The organism is Brevibacillus sp. 7WMA2, assembly GCF_010748895.1.
Classification (GTDB): Bacteria; Bacillota; Bacilli; order Brevibacillales; family Brevibacillaceae; genus Brevibacillus_B; species Brevibacillus_B halotolerans.
Genome location: NZ_CP048799.1, coordinates 639,357 through 657,340, shown reverse-complemented (window position 1 = coordinate 657,340; position 17,984 = coordinate 639,357). Strand labels below are relative to the sequence as shown.

The window sequence follows — 17,984 nt, the reverse complement described above, 5'->3', positions numbered from 1 at the left end:
ATTATACGGACATTCGTTTCCTGGCTTTCGGCTTTTTCTCTAGGGTTTGTTTTAAAAGGACTTTTTATTGCTTAATAATCGGGTCTTAAGCTCTTGTAAATCCTGTGGCAGCTTTGCTGTGACCTCCACATGCTGCTCCCCAAATGGGTGGATAAAATGAAGTTTCGTTGCATGTAATGCTTGTCTATTTTGCAGTGCTTGATTTTTTCTAGCCCCATACAAAATATCCCCGAGCAATGGATAGCCCAAATAAGCGAAATGAACACGAATCTGATGAGTCCGTCCTGTTTCAAGACGACAGGATACTTGTGTCGTATCACGATAGCGTTCAATCACATGAAAATGCGTAATAGCTCGGTCACCTTGAGGCGAAACACGTCTTCTCGTTGCATGATGACGATCTTTTCCTATAGGCGCATCTATTTTACCTTGTTCTTCCTGCATGATTCCTTCCACAAAAGCGATGTACTGGCGAGAAATATCTCGTCTTTCCAATCTCTCAGCAAGCATAGCTCCTGCGAGTGGATGTTTCGCATACATCACGAGTCCAGATGTATCTTGATCCAAACGATGAATATGTCGAACCTTGTTCTTTATGTTCTGTTCTTGAAAATAGCCGGCCACCCAATGATCTAATGTCTCATGGTGAGTAGGCTCGGTAGGATGTAAAAGCAAGCCCGCTGGTTTATCAACAATCAAGATATGATCGTCTTCATAGACAATTTGTAAATAACCTTTGACTGGCTCTAATCCCAGTTCCTCTTCCTGACAAACGCGGATCGCAATATGTTGTCCGCTTTCTGTTTTTTGGACTTGGGTTGCTGGTTGGCCATTGACCAGAATCTCTTTGTTTTGAAATAAAAGGTGCGCTGTTTTTTTGGGAAATCCCCATCTTTTTCGAAGCAAGTCTCCAAAAGAAAGAGCAGCCTCTTGTTCGCCTAGCGTGCCAAGAAGCCACTCTCCCTCTCTTTTCATTGAAATCATGCCGTACTTCCTTTCTTTGAAAACCATCTATCGGGATGATTGGTGCAGATGTGCACATGCGATCCAAATTCAGCTACCTGTCGCATATGTTCTGGATCATCTATCGTCCAAGCTATGATATGAAATCCCCAATCCCTCGCTTGGTCCGCAATCTCTTGGGTCAGATAAGGATACGCGAGCGATAACACGTCGGCCCCGATATGCTGGGCTTGTTCGTGTAATAAAAGTGGCATTCCATAAATCAATGGTCCCACCTGCAATCGTGGAGCCAATCTTTTTACGTGATAGACGCTCTGATGTTGAAATGATGTAATGATCACATGCTCTTCCATATCATACTGTTCGATTAAACGGATCACTTTTTCTTCCAGCACCTGCTCCTTGCTTGCCACCATCTGCTTTAGCTCCATATTAAGCCATTTTTTCTCACGATTGGCAATGAGCACTTCTTCCAAGGAAGGAATCGTCTCGCCGACAAATTGCTTGTTGAACCAACCGCCTGCATCGAGAGAACGCAACTCTGCAAACGTATGATCCTTGACCCATCCAGTTCCATTCGTGGTACGTCCCAACGAATAGTCGTGAATAACCACAGGAATTTGGTCCTTTGTCAGTTGAACATCAAATTCAATCCCATCTATGTTTGGGTGTTCAAGTGCCATTCGGATAGACGCCAAAGTATTTTCTGGAGCAACTCCTGACCAACCCCGGTGCGCGATGCATACATTGCTTCGCAAGCTCAACCCTCCTTGAAAGAACTCCAGTTTTCCCTCATTGCTTATAGTTATGAGCATTTTCAGCAAAATCTGCTCAAATTGTTTGCAAAAGCCATAACGTCCTTACATTTTTGAGAGCGAATTTTTGCTTTAAAGTTCTGCGCTAATTTGCACGGAACGATCTAAAAATTGCTCGATCTCTTCACGACTTTTAGCTAATTTGCTTACAAAACGTATAACTTCCTTGCCATTCTTGAACGTAACAAAGCTAGGGATACCCATGATCTCTAACTGCTGAGACAATTCTGGAAGGTCATCACGGTTAACTGCTATCATATCCAATTGTTCTTTATAGGCTTCCTCTAACTCCGGCATAAACGGGTCGATCCGAAAGCAGTCAGGGCACCAGGTTGTATAAAATTTAACTACAACCGGTTTGGAAGAACGGATGGCTTCTTGGAATGCTTCTTCTGTTTTAATCTCTTTCATGTATGTATCCTTCCTTTCCATGATGTTTTGTTGATAGTGTAACACACCTGCTACTTTTTTGTCTCTACACCAGGTTTAGTGAGTACTGCTTTCCGGCTAAGGCTATCTCTTCGCGTAATGCTAGCATTGGAGCAGATAAATGCTTATCTTTATGGGATGCGACTACTAAGGTTCTATTAGGGCGCGTTGATAGATGCACATAAGCGGGACAGATGTTACCGTTCATTGAACCTGTAATCATATGAGGCGCAAAAGAAACTCCCATGCCTGATGCTACTAAAGCTTGCACCGTCTGAATGTTGGAGCTTTCAAACACTACTTTAGGCATAAAACCAGCCTGCTCGCACAATGTGAGTGAGATGGTACGAAATCCTTGCCCCTCTTTTAACAGAATAAATGGTTCATCTGCCAATGCCTTTAAATCAACAACCGGCTCCTCCGCAAATGGATGCTGAGGTGGCAAGGATAAATATATTTCCTCCTGTAATACCTGCGTTGTTACTATTGCTGGATGTTGTATCGGCATTGTTAGCAAGCTCATATCCAGCTTCCCATTCACCAGCATTTGCTCCAGGTTGCTAGATGTGTCTTCTATTAAAGTAACCTCGATGCGAGGATAGCGTTTCGTAAAGGCTGAAAAAGCTTCCGGCAACACAAAAGCCCCTGTGATCGGAAGGCTACCAACAACGATTCTCCCCGCGTTCCCTTCTGCAAATTGAACCATTTCACGTTCTAATGCATCTGCTTTCACAATGAGCTGAGTGGCTAATTGTAGAAATCGATGGCCCGCATCAGTTAGCTCGACTCGTTGTGGCAACCGCTGAAACAACAGAACACCCCATTCACGTTCTAATTTTGCAATTTGTTGACTAAGTGATGGTTGTGCTAAATGAAGCTTCTCCGCTGCACGAGAAAAGCTTTTTTCTTGAGCTACCATCAACACATATCTTATTTGTCGCAATTCCATCTCTGTTTCCACCACCTATTCGTTGCTTCCTTCCATACATATAGGTAATTCCTATCCATTCTATAATCATTATATCTTTGTGCTATTTACTTATCCATGATACAACTAAAAAAAGCAGGAACGCGATTACAATGTAGAGGAGAGGAAATACGATGAAAGCACGCACACTTTTTGAAAAAATCTGGGATCAGCACGTCATTCACGAAGAACCGGGAAAACCTAGCTTATTATATATCGATTTACATTTAGTACATGAAGTAACCTCCCCACAGGCTTTTGAAGGTTTACGTCTAGCTAATCGGAAGGTACGCCGTCCCGATCTTACTTTTGCAACGATGGATCACAATGTGCCCACGAAGAACCGCTATCTTGTAGAAGACCCCATTTCACTAACACAGATGGAGACCTTAACCAATAACTGTCGAGATTTCGAAGTACCCCTTGCAGATTTAGACAGCCCAGATCAAGGAATTGTTCACGTCATTGGACCCGAACTTGGGTTAACTCATCCGGGTAAAACAATTGTTTGTGGAGATAGTCATACCTCTACACATGGCGCTTTTGGTGCTCTTGCTTTTGGCATCGGAACCAGTGAGGTTGAACATGTATTGGCAACACAATGCTTGCAGCAAGCAAAACCAAAAACAATGGAAGTCCATGTCAAAGGTCCCATGCCACTAGGTGTCTCTGCGAAAGATTTAATTTTGGCTATTATCGCAAAATTCGGCACTGACTTTGCCACAGGCTATGTTATTGAATATACAGGGGAAGCTATTCGTCAATTGACAATGGAAGAACGGATGACAGTTTGTAACATGTCCATTGAGGCTGGAGCACGTGCAGGTCTGATCGCTCCGGATAATACTACTTTCGCATACTTAAAAGGTCGCCGGCATGCTCCTCAAGGAGAAGCATTTGACCAAGCTGTTGCTGTATGGAAAGAGTTGGTGACGGATGAAGGTGCCGAATATGATGCTTACATTGAGATTCATGCAAGCGAGATTGAGCCACAAGTAACCTGGGGAACTAGTCCCGGTATGGGAACCGGCATCACTAGGAATGTCCCTCTTCCTGAAGAATTTATGAGCCAAACCGAACAAAAGGCGGCACGAGATGCCCTTTCTTATATGGGATTAGTTGCAGGTACTCCCATGACCGAAATCGCTATTGATCGTGTGTTTATTGGTTCCTGTACAAACGGACGGATTGAAGATTTACGCCGTGCCGCCGCAGTAGCTAAAGGTCGCAAGGTATCCTCCAAGGTTAATGCCATGGTCGTGCCAGGGTCACAAGCAGTCAAGGAACGTGCTGAACAAGAAGGATTACATCAAATCTTCATTGAGGCTGGCTTTGAGTGGCGGGAATCTGGTTGCTCCATGTGTCTTGCGATGAATCCAGATATTTTGTCACCAGGTGAGCGTTGCGCTTCCACCTCTAACCGTAACTTTGAAGGCCGACAAGGGCGCGATGGACGCACACATCTTGTGAGCCCTGAAATGGCGGTTGCCGCCGCGGTCGAAGGTAGATTCGTTGATGTCCGTCAATGGCTAAACACTGCTTCTGTCGTGTAAATAGACGTTAGGATTTCGAAAATTGCAAGTAAACAGCTTATCTTGCAATGGTTGAGTCACTCAAGATGTAACAGGTAATTTTGTTGGAGAAAAGCATAAGCTCATCCCTACATGTAAAAGGAGGCACTATCCATGGAACCATTTGTAAAAGTAACTGGTTTGGCTGCTCCCGTTGATCGGGCCAATATTGATACAGATGCTATTATCCCCAAACAATTTTTAAAGCGTATTGAACGTACAGGCTTTGGTCAATTCTTGTTTTATGAATGGCGCTTTACGATTGATGGCGAGCGAATTGATTCATTTGTCCTCCATCAGCCGCGTTATGAAGGAGCAACGATTCTTCTTGCACGCAATAACTTTGGTTGTGGCTCCTCACGCGAGCATGCACCTTGGGCGTTGTTGGATTTTGGATTTAGAGTAATCATTGCACCGTCCTTTGCAGATATCTTTTATAATAACTGCTTTAAAAATGGAATTTTGCCAATCAAATTAACAGAACAACAGATAGAGGAATTGTTTACACGTACGGAAGCTACTGAAGGTTATACATTAACCATTGATTTAGAAAATCAAGTAGTAGAGGATGACAGAGGTCTCTCCTATCCTTTCGAGATAGATCCTTATCGCCGATATTGCTTGTTACATGGTTTAGATGATATTGGAATTACTTTACAACAAGAAGACAAAATTATGGCTTATGAACAAAAAATGCCTGCATGGTAGGTAATAAATAATTGAGACACAGAGAAAAAGGGTTCACCAGCAGGTGGCCCTTTTTTCATTATGATCAGTCTCTCATCGCAAAACAGCTTCGTTTTTAGCATAAATAGATTTCCTTGACAGCATATGATTGGTTCTCATTTTGCTCTCCTAGCTTTTTTCATATAGAATCCCGCTATTAAAGTTCCTTCCTTATTCTTCGTCTCCGGAGAACCTACTGCTAGTAAATTTCTCAAAATCTATTCATTCGCGAAGGTCTTGTTGAAAAAGAATATATCAGATAAGAGAACTGAGAAAATAGCTGATCTGGCTAACTCTGGCCTCTTAAAAAGCTCCTATTCCCCATCTTTCCTCATATTTCAAAAAAATACCTGTGTCAATGCACAGATATGGCAATTAGGCATACAGTGTATGAATTACAAAAAAGTATTGGAGAGGTGTTCATGTTTTATAATCCGTATGATTATAATCCGCATTATGATGACCCGTATCATTATGTAGAAGTTCAGCATCGTGTGAATCGTTTTTTTGAACATATAGACGGAAACGGTGCGTCTTTCACTCTGAACTCGGGAGATAGATTGTCATACGTGGGGGATGCTTGGAACGACAGAATTTCGTCTGTACGTGTCGCACCTAAAACGCTTGTTGTTTTATATGAGCATATAAATTTTACAGGTAGAAAAAAGCTGCTTGAAAATTCAAGTGATCGATCCCATCTCTTCAACATTCACAAAGATTTTAATGATATCACTTCTTCTATTAAAACTTTTCGACTCTGCTAAATAAGAGATAAATCTCCTGCACCTGGTCTGACCATATTTCTATGGGCTAAAAGCGATGATGTCAAGATATGAGACGCCTTTCTAAATCGTTGTATCCCTTTATCTAAAAATGTGTTTAGCAAAGCATACGGTATTATTGAAAACCCGTTCGGTATTCAAATACAATTAATGTTTGATGATAGATTACAATAAGAAATTATCGACGTATCCCCGCCGAGCACACCGTAATCATGAAAACGCCCGGGTCTAAACCCGGGCGCCTTCATAAGCCGCAACAGTAGTTAACCATCTCCGCATCTAACGGGCGGTTTCGGCGTTATATCATGGCCAAGAACGCTCACCCTTGATCACCTGGGCGCCCATTTCCAGATCACTTATGTTCTTTAAGTCAGGATAGGCCTTCTTCATCGCTGCAATCAGCTCAGCGGAGTTCTTGGCCTGCTTTGCCGCAGCATCAAATTTTGTAATGTAGTCACGGGTGAAGGTGACGTTGGATATATCTTCAGAGCTCTTGTTCATGAAATGGCCCGGGATAACTCGTTCAGGCTTCAGAGCGAGAACTCGGTCCAGAATCTCCCGCCAGTGGTCACGGCTCTCTAGAGTCTGGTTGTCTGCCATCCAGACATGCAGGTTCTCATAGACCGGCACACCACCCAGGATGGTCTTTTTCGACGGAACCCAAAGGACTGTGTGAGACGGATCCGAACCGTCGAGACCGATCACCTGCACGGTTTGGCCATCAACCGTTAGCTTATCCCCGTCAAGGACATCAGGGACGATCATCGCAGTTGGGGCGTTTTCTTTCATGAGCGGACCCCAGAATTCACTCTTAAGTTTGATAGTTGCCTTGATCCCTTCCACTGTAGCCGGGGTGGCAACGATCTTTACATCAGGAAATGCCTCGCGGATCGTCGACAGGCCGAAATAGAAATCCGGATCCTGGTGGCTGACATAAACTGTAGTCAGCTTCTTACCGGTTTCGCGGATCATCTTAACCAGTTGCGCGGCGTTGCTCTTTTCGAACTGAGCATCGACGAGCAGCACCTCGCTTGGCCCTTCGATCAGGCTAGATGTGACGGAGAAGAGCCCGTTTTCTCCAGGGTTGAACGGCGTGATCTTGAGTTCAGCCGCCTGTTTCTGAGTTCCCTCGCTCGCGGTATTCGTCTTACTCGGCTCACTGGAGCATGCGCTCAGCAATAGCGTGAAACAAAGCAACATAATAACTCCTATTGATGATTTCTTGCTAAACATCGGTAAATCTCCCTCTCTCTAATAATAATAATAACGGTTATCAAAATCGTAACGTAATGCCGTCAGCACAAGCTGCTCACTCGGATTCACTTCCGGCATCGTCCGACACGTTCAACGACTGCGATTCCTTCCAAGCCGTCTGCAAAGCATTGAGAAACATGTCGGTTGACTGCGCCCCCGATACGGCGTATTTGCGGTCGATGACGAAAAACGGCACTCCGCTGACGCCAAGCCGGCTTGCTTCTTCCTCATCCGCGCGCACGTCGGCGGAATAATCATCGCCAGCAAGCACCTTGAGCGCTTCATCGCGATCCAATCCGACCTTCACTGCTAATTCCACCAGCGTTTCGTGGTCGCCCAAATGCCGGGAGTCGGTAAAGTATGCCTGAAACAGTTCCTGTGCCATCGGGTTCATTTTACCTTGCTTGATTGCGTACTTCGCCAACCGATGGGCATCGAATGTGTTCGTCAGAATCAAGGTGTCAAATTGGAATGTAAGCCCGACTTCCTTCGCTTTACTGCTAAGATTCTCGTTCATCGCAATCGCTTGATCCCGGCTCATGCCGTACTTGGCGACCAGCATGTCATGTACGTCGTAATCCACGTCCCTCTGTGCTTTCGGATCAAGCTCGAAGCTTCGAAAAACAACTTCAACATCATCTTTGTGCGCAAATTTATCAAGCGCCGCTTCGATCTGTTGTTTGCCGATGTAGCAGAAAGGACAAGCAAAATCGGACCAAACTTCCACTTTCATTCTGGGAACCTCCTTTCCATTTATTTCGAGATTTTTTGTTGTAACCACTTAAGTTACAACAACTCCAAAAAAAATGGGTTCACTTTTTCATGTTCATATGTTCGGCAAGTTCGGAAAGCAACTCATGCATCGTTATGTCAGCCAGAATCGCTTCCATGGCGTTTTGGGCCCGTCTTACGATCAGTTCCAGAACGGCTTGAATGTTCGCACCGACCGGACAGTCGGGATTCGGCTGTTCATGGAGATGAAAGAGCTCCCCTTCCTCCACGACTTCCGCCGCCCGGTAAACATCCAGCAACGTAACTTCTTCCAGCCCTTTAAGTAAAAAAGCTCCGCCTTTACCGGCTCGAACGCCCGCCAATCCTGCTTTCTTTAGCTGCCCGAGTATTTTCCGAATGATAACCGGATTCGTTCCGACGCTACCAGCAATCCATTCCGATGTGCAGTGCGCATCCTTGGCTGTAGAAAGCAACGAAAGAATGTGAACCGCTATGGAAAATCTGCTGCTTATTTTCATTACTGACACCCTCTCGATGTAACCATTATAGTTACAACATGCCATGAGTGTCAAGAGGGATTTTGAAATTGTTAATTTTGTAAAAGGAGCTTCGATATATTTCATTGTTTCCGTTCAGATATACTGTTTAACAAAATGGATCAAGAATTTTACTAGCCATCAATACATCCCCATTCCATAAGATGATGTGGAGATTATGCAATGGCTAGAAATTAAATTTTCCTCACAAACGTAAAGCCCTCTGCCACTTTATTGTGACAGAGGGTTCATAGTAGTTAACGGCGAACAGATTAAAACAATGATTTTATTAGGAAAAACCTTCCCAGGCTAACAGGGATATCACTATCCCTTTTTTATATATAAAGGTATTTCTACCTTCGAACTACTCCCTAGTAGCCGCAGATTGATTCAAGCCAAGGATTTCAATGGCTTGCTCTCTTAGCTTATATTTTTGAATTTTACCAGAGGCAGTCATCGGGTAATCACTTACAATTTGTACATAATATGGAATTTTAAAGCGAGCAATCTTCCCCTGACAGAAATCTTTAAGCTCATTTGATGTCAGGGTTTCGCCCTCCCGCACTTTAACGCATGCCAATACCTGTTCACCATAGTGAGGATCAGGAACACCAATAACCTGTACATCCAACACCTTGAGATGGGTATACAAAAACTCTTCAATCTCACGTGGATAAATATTTTCTCCTCCACGAATGATCATGTCTTTCAGGCGCCCTGTTATGCGATAGTACCCCGATTCATCAACGGTTGCTAGGTCTCCCGTGTGGAGCCAGCCCTCAGAATCAATCGCCTGAGCTGTCTGTTCCGGCATTTTATAGTATCCTTTCATAACCTGATAGCCTCGCGTACAAAGTTCACCCTGCTCGCCTCTAGCCACCTCTTCCCCTGTTTCCGGATTCATTAGCTTAATTTCAACCGGATCATGCTTACGACCTACTGTTGACACACGAAGCTCGATGCTATCATCTACTCTAGTCTGAGTTACGACTGGCGATGATTCCGTCTGCCCATATGCAATAGTAATATCACGAATCCCCATTTTATCTACGACATTTTTCATTACTTCTTCTGGGCAAGGCGAACCCGCCATGATACCGGTGCGCAATGAGCTTAGATCATACTGCGCAAACGTGGGTTCATTCAGCTCCGCAATAAACATAGTTGGCACTCCATATAGCGCAGTGCACCTTGTCTTAGAAACCACCTCCAACACAACTTTGGGCTGAAACGTAATGATAGGAACCATCGTTGCTCCCGTTGCTACGCAGGCTAAAGTTCCCATGACACAGCCAAAGCAATGAAAAAATGGTACTGGAATGCAAACGCGATCTTCTTGGTGTAAATTTTGACAACTAGCTACTTGAATTGCATTGTTAATAATATTGTTATGACTAAGCATGACGCCTTTTGGAAATCCTGTCGTACCTGAAGTATATTGCATATTAACTACCGAATCGGGATGAATCGTCTTTTGACAATCAATTTGCTCCGCTTCCGTCACTTGTTCAGCTAGCTCATAGAGGTCCTTAAATAAATACATGCCTGACTGGCGCTCTTCTCCCAGATAGATTACTCGGCGTAATTGAGGGAGGCGTTCTGCTTGAAGCTCTCCAGGTGTCGCAGTTTGTAGTTCTGGGCAAATTTCATGCAACATGTCGACATAGGAAACACCCTTAAACTGATCAATTAATAGTAAGGTAGTAGCATCCGATTGATGCAGCAAATATTCGAGCTCATGTGTACGGTAGTTTGTATTAACGGTCACGAGTACACCACCTATTTTAGCTGTGGCAAACTGAGTTAATACCCACTCTGGAACATTATTAGCCCAAATTGCTATATGTTCGCCTGGCTGGATACCTAAGGCCATAAATCCCCGAGCTAATTGATTGCACACCAACTGAAACTCCCGATATGTATACGTAAGTTCACGCTCATGATAAATAATGGCTTCCTTGTCAGGAAACATGTCTGCTGTCTCATCTAATAAATCACCCATCGTAATAGAACGTAGATCAGCCATTTTTTCGACCTCCTAGCCGTATTAATCAGAACATTCCATCAAATCATATATTTTCCTGCTTCCCGCTATATACCATCATATCTGTTAATGGTCATTTTATATAGCAAAAAGTCCCCGATAAGGTATCAACCATCGAGGCACTTCTTTCCCATCTATTTGATTTGCAGTATTTTTACTGTTTCTACCTTGTAAGATAGATGATTCGGGTAAGCTAATTCTATTTTCAATTCGTGCTCCCCTTTTGGCATATTTTTAATAGTAAATTGGGGCTGATAAATCTTCTGAATCATTTTTCCATCCACATAGAGATGTGCATGTCCCTTCCCATGCATGGACTCCAATTTTTGTTCTGCGTTGGACTGCTCTTCTGTAAAGGTAAAGCCTGTGGTGATGAGATTAACAGCTATCTCATTATTCTCTACCTGTACATCCATAGCTACCTGAGGCCTTTCGGAGGCAAACGGGTTGTCTGCTACTTTTGCTGTTGTCTCCATGCTTTCCCGATCAAATTGGAACAGGGTTGCGACATGTAATGGATCTTTCCATATTACCAGTACGATGGCAAGTACTAAGCCAACCCCTACAGCAGAGCCATATAGCAACTTGCGCAAACTAATTACAAATACTTTCATTCGTAACTCTCCCTTTCCGCCCTATTTGTACATGCATACGCGAGAATGAAGAGAGTTAGAAGTAAATCTTGTAGAAAACTGCTACAAGCATATGAGGCTTATATATTTCATCAAATCTTACCTGAGGAATTCCTTCCTTTTTCCTTCGATTATGAAGCGTATTATCCCTAAAGATCCATCCCTGTTTCTCTTCTACGCAATACGATTTTGCCAAATTGTTCCGAATCCTGTAGTCGTTGAAGGGCAGTTATACCTTGCTCCAGCTCATAGACATGATCTATAATCGGGCGGATTTGATGTTGTTCCATAAAACCTAGCATCTCAATAAATTCTTCCTTACTACCCAGTGTAGTTCCTAGAATATTACACTGGCTGTAAAAAAAGCTTCTTAGATTAAATTCTATGATATCACCGGTAGTAGCACCAAATGTAACGCACGTCCCCCCGGGGCGCAGTTGATGCAAAGATTGCTGAAATGTAGCAGGACCCACACTATCAAACACGATGTCAACCTTCTCGCCCTGTAAGGCCTCGTTCCAATCGGTTGCTGTATCAATCGCAACGTCAGCACCTAGTTGCAGAGCCCTTTCTTGTTTCGCTTTGCTCCGGGAAGTAACAATGACACGACATTCCAAGGCCTTACTCATTTGAAGTAAAAAGGTAGCTACCCCACTCCCAATTCCAGGAATCAACACCGTATTTCCCTTTTTGACCTGTCCTTTTGTACATATGGCGCGATAAGCCGTAAGAGCTGCTACAGAGAGTACTCCAGCTTCTTCCCATGTTAGATAGGTAGGCTTTTTCACGAGTAGCGAAGCAGGAACCACAATATACTGAGCATGGGTCCCATCGAAGGAAGTCCCTAAAATCTCGAACGTGGCAGGAGGAGCATCGCTTTTGGTTAACCAGTTCACGCCTGCATGCAAAATTACCGCGTCACCGACATGCCATCCCTCTACTTCACTACCTATTTCTTCAATTTCTCCAGCACCATCAGCACCCAGAACGAGCGGAGCGTCTTGTTCGCTTCTCCACATGATCGTGAGTAAATCCCGACGGTTTAAACCAGATGCCTTCAACCGAACTAGCACCTCATCAGCAGCCAATATCCGTTTAGCTCGTTCTCCTATTGTTACTCCTTTTAAGCCTGCTTGACCGTGATGTAGCAATGCTTGATACATAGTTCCTTCCTCCTTTTCGCTACAAATGACATTCTCATTAGATTTAGGAGACAAAATATTGAATCAATTCGTCTACTCGAATCATTTTTACCTCTTCTGCAAACTGATTACTAGCACTGCATACAGACAACGGATATCCTTTCGCTAGCTGATATTGTTTAAAAAACCAATTCGTCTGTGACGGTATCTCTTCGCTAAAATCAATGGTACCATTCTCATTTTTTCTAATGGAAAAAGAGGAAAGAGGAATGGATAGCCCCTTGCCAACTGCCTTGATGTAGCTCTCCTTCAATGTCCAAAGGTCATAAAAATACGACAGTTGTTCTTCTCCTTCTGATTTTACTACTAAATCCGTGTACTCTTGCTTTGAAAAGTAATGCTTAGCAATTTCCATCTCTATGGGCTTTTGCTGTTCTATATCAATTCCTACAGGTTCAATGCCTGTACCGCACACTACCCATTCACCAGAGTGAGACAAGTTCATATTGCAATTGGTATATGGCAGATAAGGTTTACCATACTCATTGTACTCAAATTGAATCTCCTCTTTAGAAATAAAGTGATGTGTAAGCAAAATATAGCGAACGAGTAAATCAGCCAGCAATCCCCTATAGGCATCCTCACGTCTGCGAAATCGAAGGATTTTTTCACGTTTTTCTTGGGATACATGATCTAATAAACGTGTAAATGTATCCTTCTCTAGTTCTGCTGGTATATGTAGAGCAAATACGTTTGTCATGTAATTCCCCTCTCCCTTTTCCATATTTTAGAGGATATCTACAAACAAATCTACCATGTCATCTGAAATCTTTAGATCTGCTCGAAATAAATAGAAGGGCTTCTCAACACTCCGAATGGAGGAAAGAGAGCCCTTCTGTTGGCTACGTTCTGCTATCTCTAAGCTACATTTCTATTTTTCTTCCCCTATTGCACCCTCTGCGGATGCCACTAATGATCTCTGTAATCTCTTTTGCATGCGCTTATCTCTTTTATGGTCCCACCAATCCCGAATTCCTTCAAAAACGGAATACAGCACCGGCACCAGCACTAGTGTAACTAACGTATGAAACACAAGTCCCGCTATTACTACAGTTGCGAGTGGAGCTTCTAAGCTAGCACCATCTCCAAATGCCAAAGCCATCGGTACCATGCCCAAAATGGCGGTAATTTTAGTCATCAAAACGGGGCGTACTCGCTCATGGGTCCCTTGAATAATTGCGGCTTGTAACGATACGCCGCGTTTTCTAAGTAAATTTATTCGATCGATTAACAAAATCGCATTGGAAACGACAATACCGATTAACATAATGATGCCAATGATGGACATAGCTGTCATCATGCGTTGTGTCAACACGAGACCAGCAACAACGCCTACGCCTGCCATAGGTAATGTCAGCATGATGATAAATGGATGCGACAAACGTCCGAATTGCGCAACCATAATCAGATAGATGCAAGCAATAGCGCCTAAAAACACAAACAATGCACTGGACATATTGCTTTCTTGATTTTTAAGACTGCCTGCTAACTCCACTTGCAAACCAGCCGGCACTACCAATTGATCCAGCTTCGTTTGTAACAAACGGGTAGCATTCCCTGGATCGATTCCTACAAGATCGGCAGACACTTTAATGACACGTTCCCCGTTACGGTGATTAATTTGTTGTGGCGTCTTTCCATATTTCCATTCGACGACATCTATTAGTGGAATCATTGTCTGATTTTGTGTGGGAATTAACAGCTTCTTTAGTTGCTCAGGATGTTTCATTTCTTGCTCAGGCAGTCGAGCCATTACATCCACATTTGTACCGTCGGTTGTAAGTTCAGCCACTTTTTGCTCACCCATCATGCTGGATAAATGCTGAGCTAGTACCCGTTCGTCCACCTGTAATCGATTCATTGCTTCTTTTATGGGAATGAGGGTTATCTTTTCTTTACCCTCACTAAAATCGTTGCGAACACCTGAAATACCCTCTATACCAACAAGCATTGCTGATACTTGCTCACTTAATTCTTTCGCCTTCTCTAAATCTTTGCCAGTAATCTCTACTTCAACAGTTACTGCACCACCGTCTGGGCTATTGGTGCTAAAGGAAAAGCGTTCTACACCTGTTACTTCTTTTGTTTTTTCCATGATCTGCTTGCCAATTTCTTCTTTGCTCAATGAGCGCTCTGCTCTCGGTAATAAGGCGATTTGTAACTGCAATCGTTCTAAATTTCCACCAATGTATGCATCTTTAACTTCTTTTATCGCAGACAATTTTTCTTCCGTTTGAGAAATGACTTGTTTGGCCGCCTCCAAGGACGTTCCATGTGGCAACGTAATATCTGCAAAGATAAAGTTCTCATTCACATCAATCCCCAGATTGGTTTTAACGTGGGGGGCCAGCACAAAGATACTGCAAAACATGAGAAAAGCTAGACCAAGTGTAACAAATCGTCGACGCAAACACAGATGCAAGATGCGGTCGAAGCTCCGCACCAGGATATTTTCCTTTTGATTTTCTCCATTCACCTTTTGCTTATCATTTTTTAGAAAGCTATCTGAGAAAATCGGTACAAAGAAAATTGATACAATCGTAGATGATACAATAGCCGCTGTCACTGTAAAAGCAATCGTAGTGAATATGGGCGTCAACGCTTCATCAAAGCCTGCTAATACCAAAGGTAAGAATACAACTACCATGGTGATCTGTGATGATAATACAGGCGTAAGCACCTCTTTCGTACCCAGTAAAATTGACTCACGCAATGCTTTTCCCTGCTCTCGGTAGTGATAGATACTCTCTAGTACCACGATTGCAGCGTCAACAATTAAACCAACGGACAGACTAAGAGAAATAAGCGTTACCATATCGAAATTATAGCCAAATACCTTCAGTGCAATAAATGTCATTAAAATCGAAAGCGGTAGCGTGGTAGCAATGACCATCGTAACCCGCCAGTTACGTAAAAAGATAAATAAGATCAAAATAGCGAGAGCTCCACCGATCATAACATCTCTGCTTAAATTACTAATGGAATGCTCGATAAAAGAAGCCGCTTCAAAAATGGATGTAAGATGATAAATTCCGTTTGCTTCTTGATTGATCTGGGCAATAAGCTGTTCTACCCTTGCTTGGGTTGGTATAATTTCGCTACCCTCTGTACGTTTTATCGAGATACCAATGTAGGGTTTTCCTTTATAGATGGCAAGCGTCTGATCACTCTCACTTCCACGTAAATCTTTCACGGTTGCCAATTGGTCAAGCAATGCCATTCCCCTTGGTGTTGGGATCATTACAGATTTTAATTCCTCTACATGTTGCAGTGTCTTATCTAATTCGATGACCGTCTGATAGCCGGCGTTATCAAGTGTTCCGAGCGCCTGCTTCCAATTTTGTTTTTGTAGCTCCTGATAGATCTGTGCAGGGGTTACCTGATAAGCCGAGAGTCTCTCTGGCAATAAGGTGATGGTGATTTTATTTTCAAAGCTTCCTTTACTAATCTCTACGCCTTTCACTCCAGATACTGCCTCTATTCGCTCTTTTAGCGTATCCTGAGCATAATTATATAATGATTGAGGATCATTGCCTGTTAAAGCCAACACCATCAGAGTTTCATCACCATAATTGGCCTGATAGATATTACTATGTTCAACCGCTTTCGGAAAATTGGATCGCTCACGATTAATAATGCTCTCCAGTTTTTGCTTTGCTGCCTCACCTTTTCCTTCCTTCGCCACCAAAGTGATTTGAACCTTGCCGCTAGAAGAAGACGAAAAATAATCCTTTATCTCCTCCATTCCCTTCACTTCATTTTCTACTCGCTCCGCTACTTTTTTCTCCATTTCTTCAGGAGGGAGTGATCCGCCAGAAATAGTAGCAATAATCCAAGGCAAATTCGTTTTTGGAACCAGAAATATTTTAAAGGAGGCAAGAGAAGCAAAGCCTGCGAATAAAATTATGAGAGTTAAGAGATACACAATAAGCTTTCGTTGGAGAAAGAATGATAGGAGTTTACTCATTGTTTTACTCCCTTCACTGCTACGTTCTCACCGTCAACGATATAGGTGATTCCACTTTTTACTACCTGTTCCCCTACTGAAACACCTTTTACAATTTCAATATTTCCATTAATAATCTGTCCGACTTGTACAGGTTGTTTCCTAACAATGCCATTCTCCACCTTCATGACGAAATGGGTCTCATTTGTAAGCCCTACACATTCTAGAGGCAATAAAAATCCCTGCAATGGGCGAGGTACCTTAACATTCGCAACCATACCACCTCGCCATTTTTTATCTGAATTACTTATATGAATCTCCACTCGATATTTCCCGTTTGCTTGGTCGATCACAGGTGAGACAAACTGAATTGTCCCCTTACTGCTTATACCAGAAGCATCCTGTACTTCTACCTGCTTCCCTTCCGTAAAAAATCCCACCTCATCGCTTTCAACAGCCAAAACTACCTTAACAGTTTTCAAATCAACTAGCTCAATTACGCTTTGTCCACCAGCTACGACCTTCCCTGTCTGTTCATGCACTGCTACGATCGTTCCTGAGAATGGCGCAATGATTTTGGTTTGTTGTAAACTCTCCTGCGCTCGTACAGCCTCGCTGTTTGCCTGCGTAATGGCAGCGCTTGCTCTAGCTAGTTGATCTGGATTTGCCCCTCTTTGAAGCTCCTGAAGTGCAATCTGTTCATTTTTTACACTCATCTCTGCTTGCTTTGCTTTGAGAAGAAGAGCCTCATAATCATTTTTTGAAAGCGCACCGCCTTGAAACAAAACATCGCCCTGCTTCGCGGCCTTTTTTGCCTCTGCAGCATTTTGTTGCTCTCGCTCCAGCTTGATTTTTTGCTGAGCAAGTGCTTCTTGAGAGGCTCCTTTCTTTGCTTCCTGAGCGGCAACAGTTGCGGATTGTACTTGCCCTGCGGCAGCCTGAGCAGCTACCTGATATACTTTCGCGTCTAAAGAGGCCAAGACCTGACCTTGCTGTACCTGTGCCCCTTTTTCGGTGTTTACCTGTGCAATTTTTCCTGAACTACCGAAGCCTAGCATTACCTGCTTATTTGCTTCAACTACTCCCGAATATCCTAGTAAAGTTGAAGCTGGTGCTTGTTCAATCTTATAGGTCTCCACCCATTTGTTATTTTTCTCCTCTTGTACACTAGCTACTGGCTCCACATTACTCCCACAGCCACTAACTAACAAAATAAAGGCGCCCAAAACCGATACGACAACACGTCTCACATCTGTTCCTCCCAGCTCTTTCCTTTTTTATTCTATTCTCTCTAATTTTCTGAAATAACAGAACGGCCAGCAGGTGGAGCTTATATCCAACTTAAGACGGAGATTGATATGTTGTATTGAAAATAGCAAAATGAA

16 protein-coding genes and 1 pseudogene are annotated in these 17,984 nt (G+C 43.2%); 4 read left to right on the top strand and 13 right to left on the bottom strand.

All coding sequences use genetic code 11. The annotated features are described in order from the left end of the window. Nucleotides 1–51 precede the first annotated feature (51 nt). From GOP56_RS02865 to GOP56_RS02850, 4 genes are all read right to left on the bottom strand, one after another. Nucleotides 52–984 carry an RluA family pseudouridine synthase gene (locus tag GOP56_RS02865; RefSeq protein ID WP_163244438.1) on the bottom strand — a complete coding sequence of 311 codons (933 nt, stop codon included), beginning with the start codon at nucleotides 982–984 and terminating at the stop codon, nucleotides 52–54. Further along, nucleotides 981–1,721, bottom strand: coding sequence for a glycerophosphodiester phosphodiesterase (locus tag GOP56_RS02860; protein ID WP_163244437.1), 741 nt, complete (start codon nucleotides 1,719–1,721; stop codon nucleotides 981–983). The genes GOP56_RS02865 and GOP56_RS02860 overlap by 4 nt, the downstream gene beginning before the upstream one ends. Nucleotides 1,722–1,850: 129 nt before the next feature. Continuing rightward, complete coding sequence (locus GOP56_RS02855; protein WP_003338645.1) at nucleotides 1,851–2,189, bottom strand: thioredoxin family protein; 339 nt, start codon at nucleotides 2,187–2,189, stop codon at nucleotides 1,851–1,853. Nucleotides 2,190–2,253: 64 nt separating this feature from the next. Further along, complete coding sequence (locus GOP56_RS02850) at nucleotides 2,254–3,156, bottom strand: LysR family transcriptional regulator (protein WP_163246788.1); 903 nt, start codon at nucleotides 3,154–3,156, stop codon at nucleotides 2,254–2,256. 152 nt (nucleotides 3,157–3,308) lie between these two features. Between GOP56_RS02850 and leuC the strand changes: the two genes are divergently transcribed. The 4 genes and pseudogenes from leuC to GOP56_RS23670 form a co-directional block, all read left to right on the top strand. After that, nucleotides 3,309–4,727, top strand: a complete 1,419-nt coding sequence (gene leuC, locus GOP56_RS02845) for a 3-isopropylmalate dehydratase large subunit (protein ID WP_163244436.1) — start codon at nucleotides 3,309–3,311, stop codon at nucleotides 4,725–4,727. A 132-nt stretch (nucleotides 4,728–4,859) separates the two neighbouring features. Next, nucleotides 4,860–5,453, top strand: coding sequence for a 3-isopropylmalate dehydratase small subunit (gene leuD, locus GOP56_RS02840; protein WP_163244435.1), 594 nt, complete (start codon nucleotides 4,860–4,862; stop codon nucleotides 5,451–5,453). A gap of 440 nt (nucleotides 5,454–5,893) precedes the next feature. Beyond that, nucleotides 5,894–6,235, top strand: coding sequence for a beta/gamma crystallin domain-containing protein (locus GOP56_RS02835; RefSeq protein WP_163244434.1), 342 nt, complete (start codon nucleotides 5,894–5,896; stop codon nucleotides 6,233–6,235). Between the two features lie 93 nt (nucleotides 6,236–6,328). Beyond that, nucleotides 6,329–6,427 (top strand): annotated as a pseudogene (locus tag GOP56_RS23670) (VOC family protein); the annotation flags it as partial. Between the two features lie 129 nt (nucleotides 6,428–6,556). Here the strand turns inward: GOP56_RS23670 and GOP56_RS02825 are convergent. The 9 genes from GOP56_RS02825 to GOP56_RS02785 all read right to left on the bottom strand — a co-directional run bounded on the left by GOP56_RS02825 (nucleotide 6,557) and on the right by GOP56_RS02785 (nucleotide 17,849). Continuing rightward, a complete protein-coding gene (locus tag GOP56_RS02825; protein WP_163244433.1) occupies nucleotides 6,557–7,486 on the bottom strand; it encodes an MBL fold metallo-hydrolase in 930 nt (309 codons plus the stop codon). A gap of 76 nt (nucleotides 7,487–7,562) precedes the next feature. After that, entirely contained in the window at nucleotides 7,563–8,240 is a 678-nt protein-coding gene (locus GOP56_RS02820) for a DsbA family oxidoreductase (RefSeq protein WP_003341596.1), read from the bottom strand. 79 nt (nucleotides 8,241–8,319) lie between these two features. Beyond that, a complete protein-coding gene (locus GOP56_RS02815; protein WP_003338637.1) occupies nucleotides 8,320–8,757 on the bottom strand; it encodes an Rrf2 family transcriptional regulator in 438 nt (145 codons plus the stop codon). Between the two features lie 382 nt (nucleotides 8,758–9,139). Continuing rightward, the gene (locus GOP56_RS02810) at nucleotides 9,140–10,801 is read right to left on the bottom strand and encodes an AMP-binding protein (RefSeq protein ID WP_163244432.1); all 1,662 of its coding nucleotides are present in this window, start codon (nucleotides 10,799–10,801) and stop codon (nucleotides 9,140–9,142) included. Nucleotides 10,802–10,953: 152 nt separating this feature from the next. Next, nucleotides 10,954–11,433 (bottom strand): hypothetical protein, encoded by a 480-nt coding sequence (locus GOP56_RS02805; RefSeq protein ID WP_022583825.1) that lies wholly within the window; start codon nucleotides 11,431–11,433, stop codon nucleotides 10,954–10,956. A gap of 167 nt (nucleotides 11,434–11,600) precedes the next feature. Further along, complete coding sequence (locus GOP56_RS02800) at nucleotides 11,601–12,614, bottom strand: zinc-binding dehydrogenase (RefSeq protein WP_163244431.1); 1,014 nt, start codon at nucleotides 12,612–12,614, stop codon at nucleotides 11,601–11,603. 43 nt (nucleotides 12,615–12,657) lie between these two features. Further along, complete coding sequence (locus GOP56_RS02795) at nucleotides 12,658–13,353, bottom strand: 4'-phosphopantetheinyl transferase family protein (protein WP_163244430.1); 696 nt, start codon at nucleotides 13,351–13,353, stop codon at nucleotides 12,658–12,660. A 171-nt stretch (nucleotides 13,354–13,524) separates the two neighbouring features. Beyond that, nucleotides 13,525–16,620, bottom strand: a complete 3,096-nt coding sequence (locus tag GOP56_RS02790; protein ID WP_163244429.1) for an efflux RND transporter permease subunit — start codon at nucleotides 16,618–16,620, stop codon at nucleotides 13,525–13,527. Further along, nucleotides 16,617–17,849 (bottom strand): efflux RND transporter periplasmic adaptor subunit, encoded by a 1,233-nt coding sequence (locus GOP56_RS02785; RefSeq protein ID WP_163244428.1) that lies wholly within the window; start codon nucleotides 17,847–17,849, stop codon nucleotides 16,617–16,619. The genes GOP56_RS02790 and GOP56_RS02785 overlap by 4 nt, the downstream gene beginning before the upstream one ends. Between the last annotated feature and the right edge of the window lie 135 nt (nucleotides 17,850–17,984).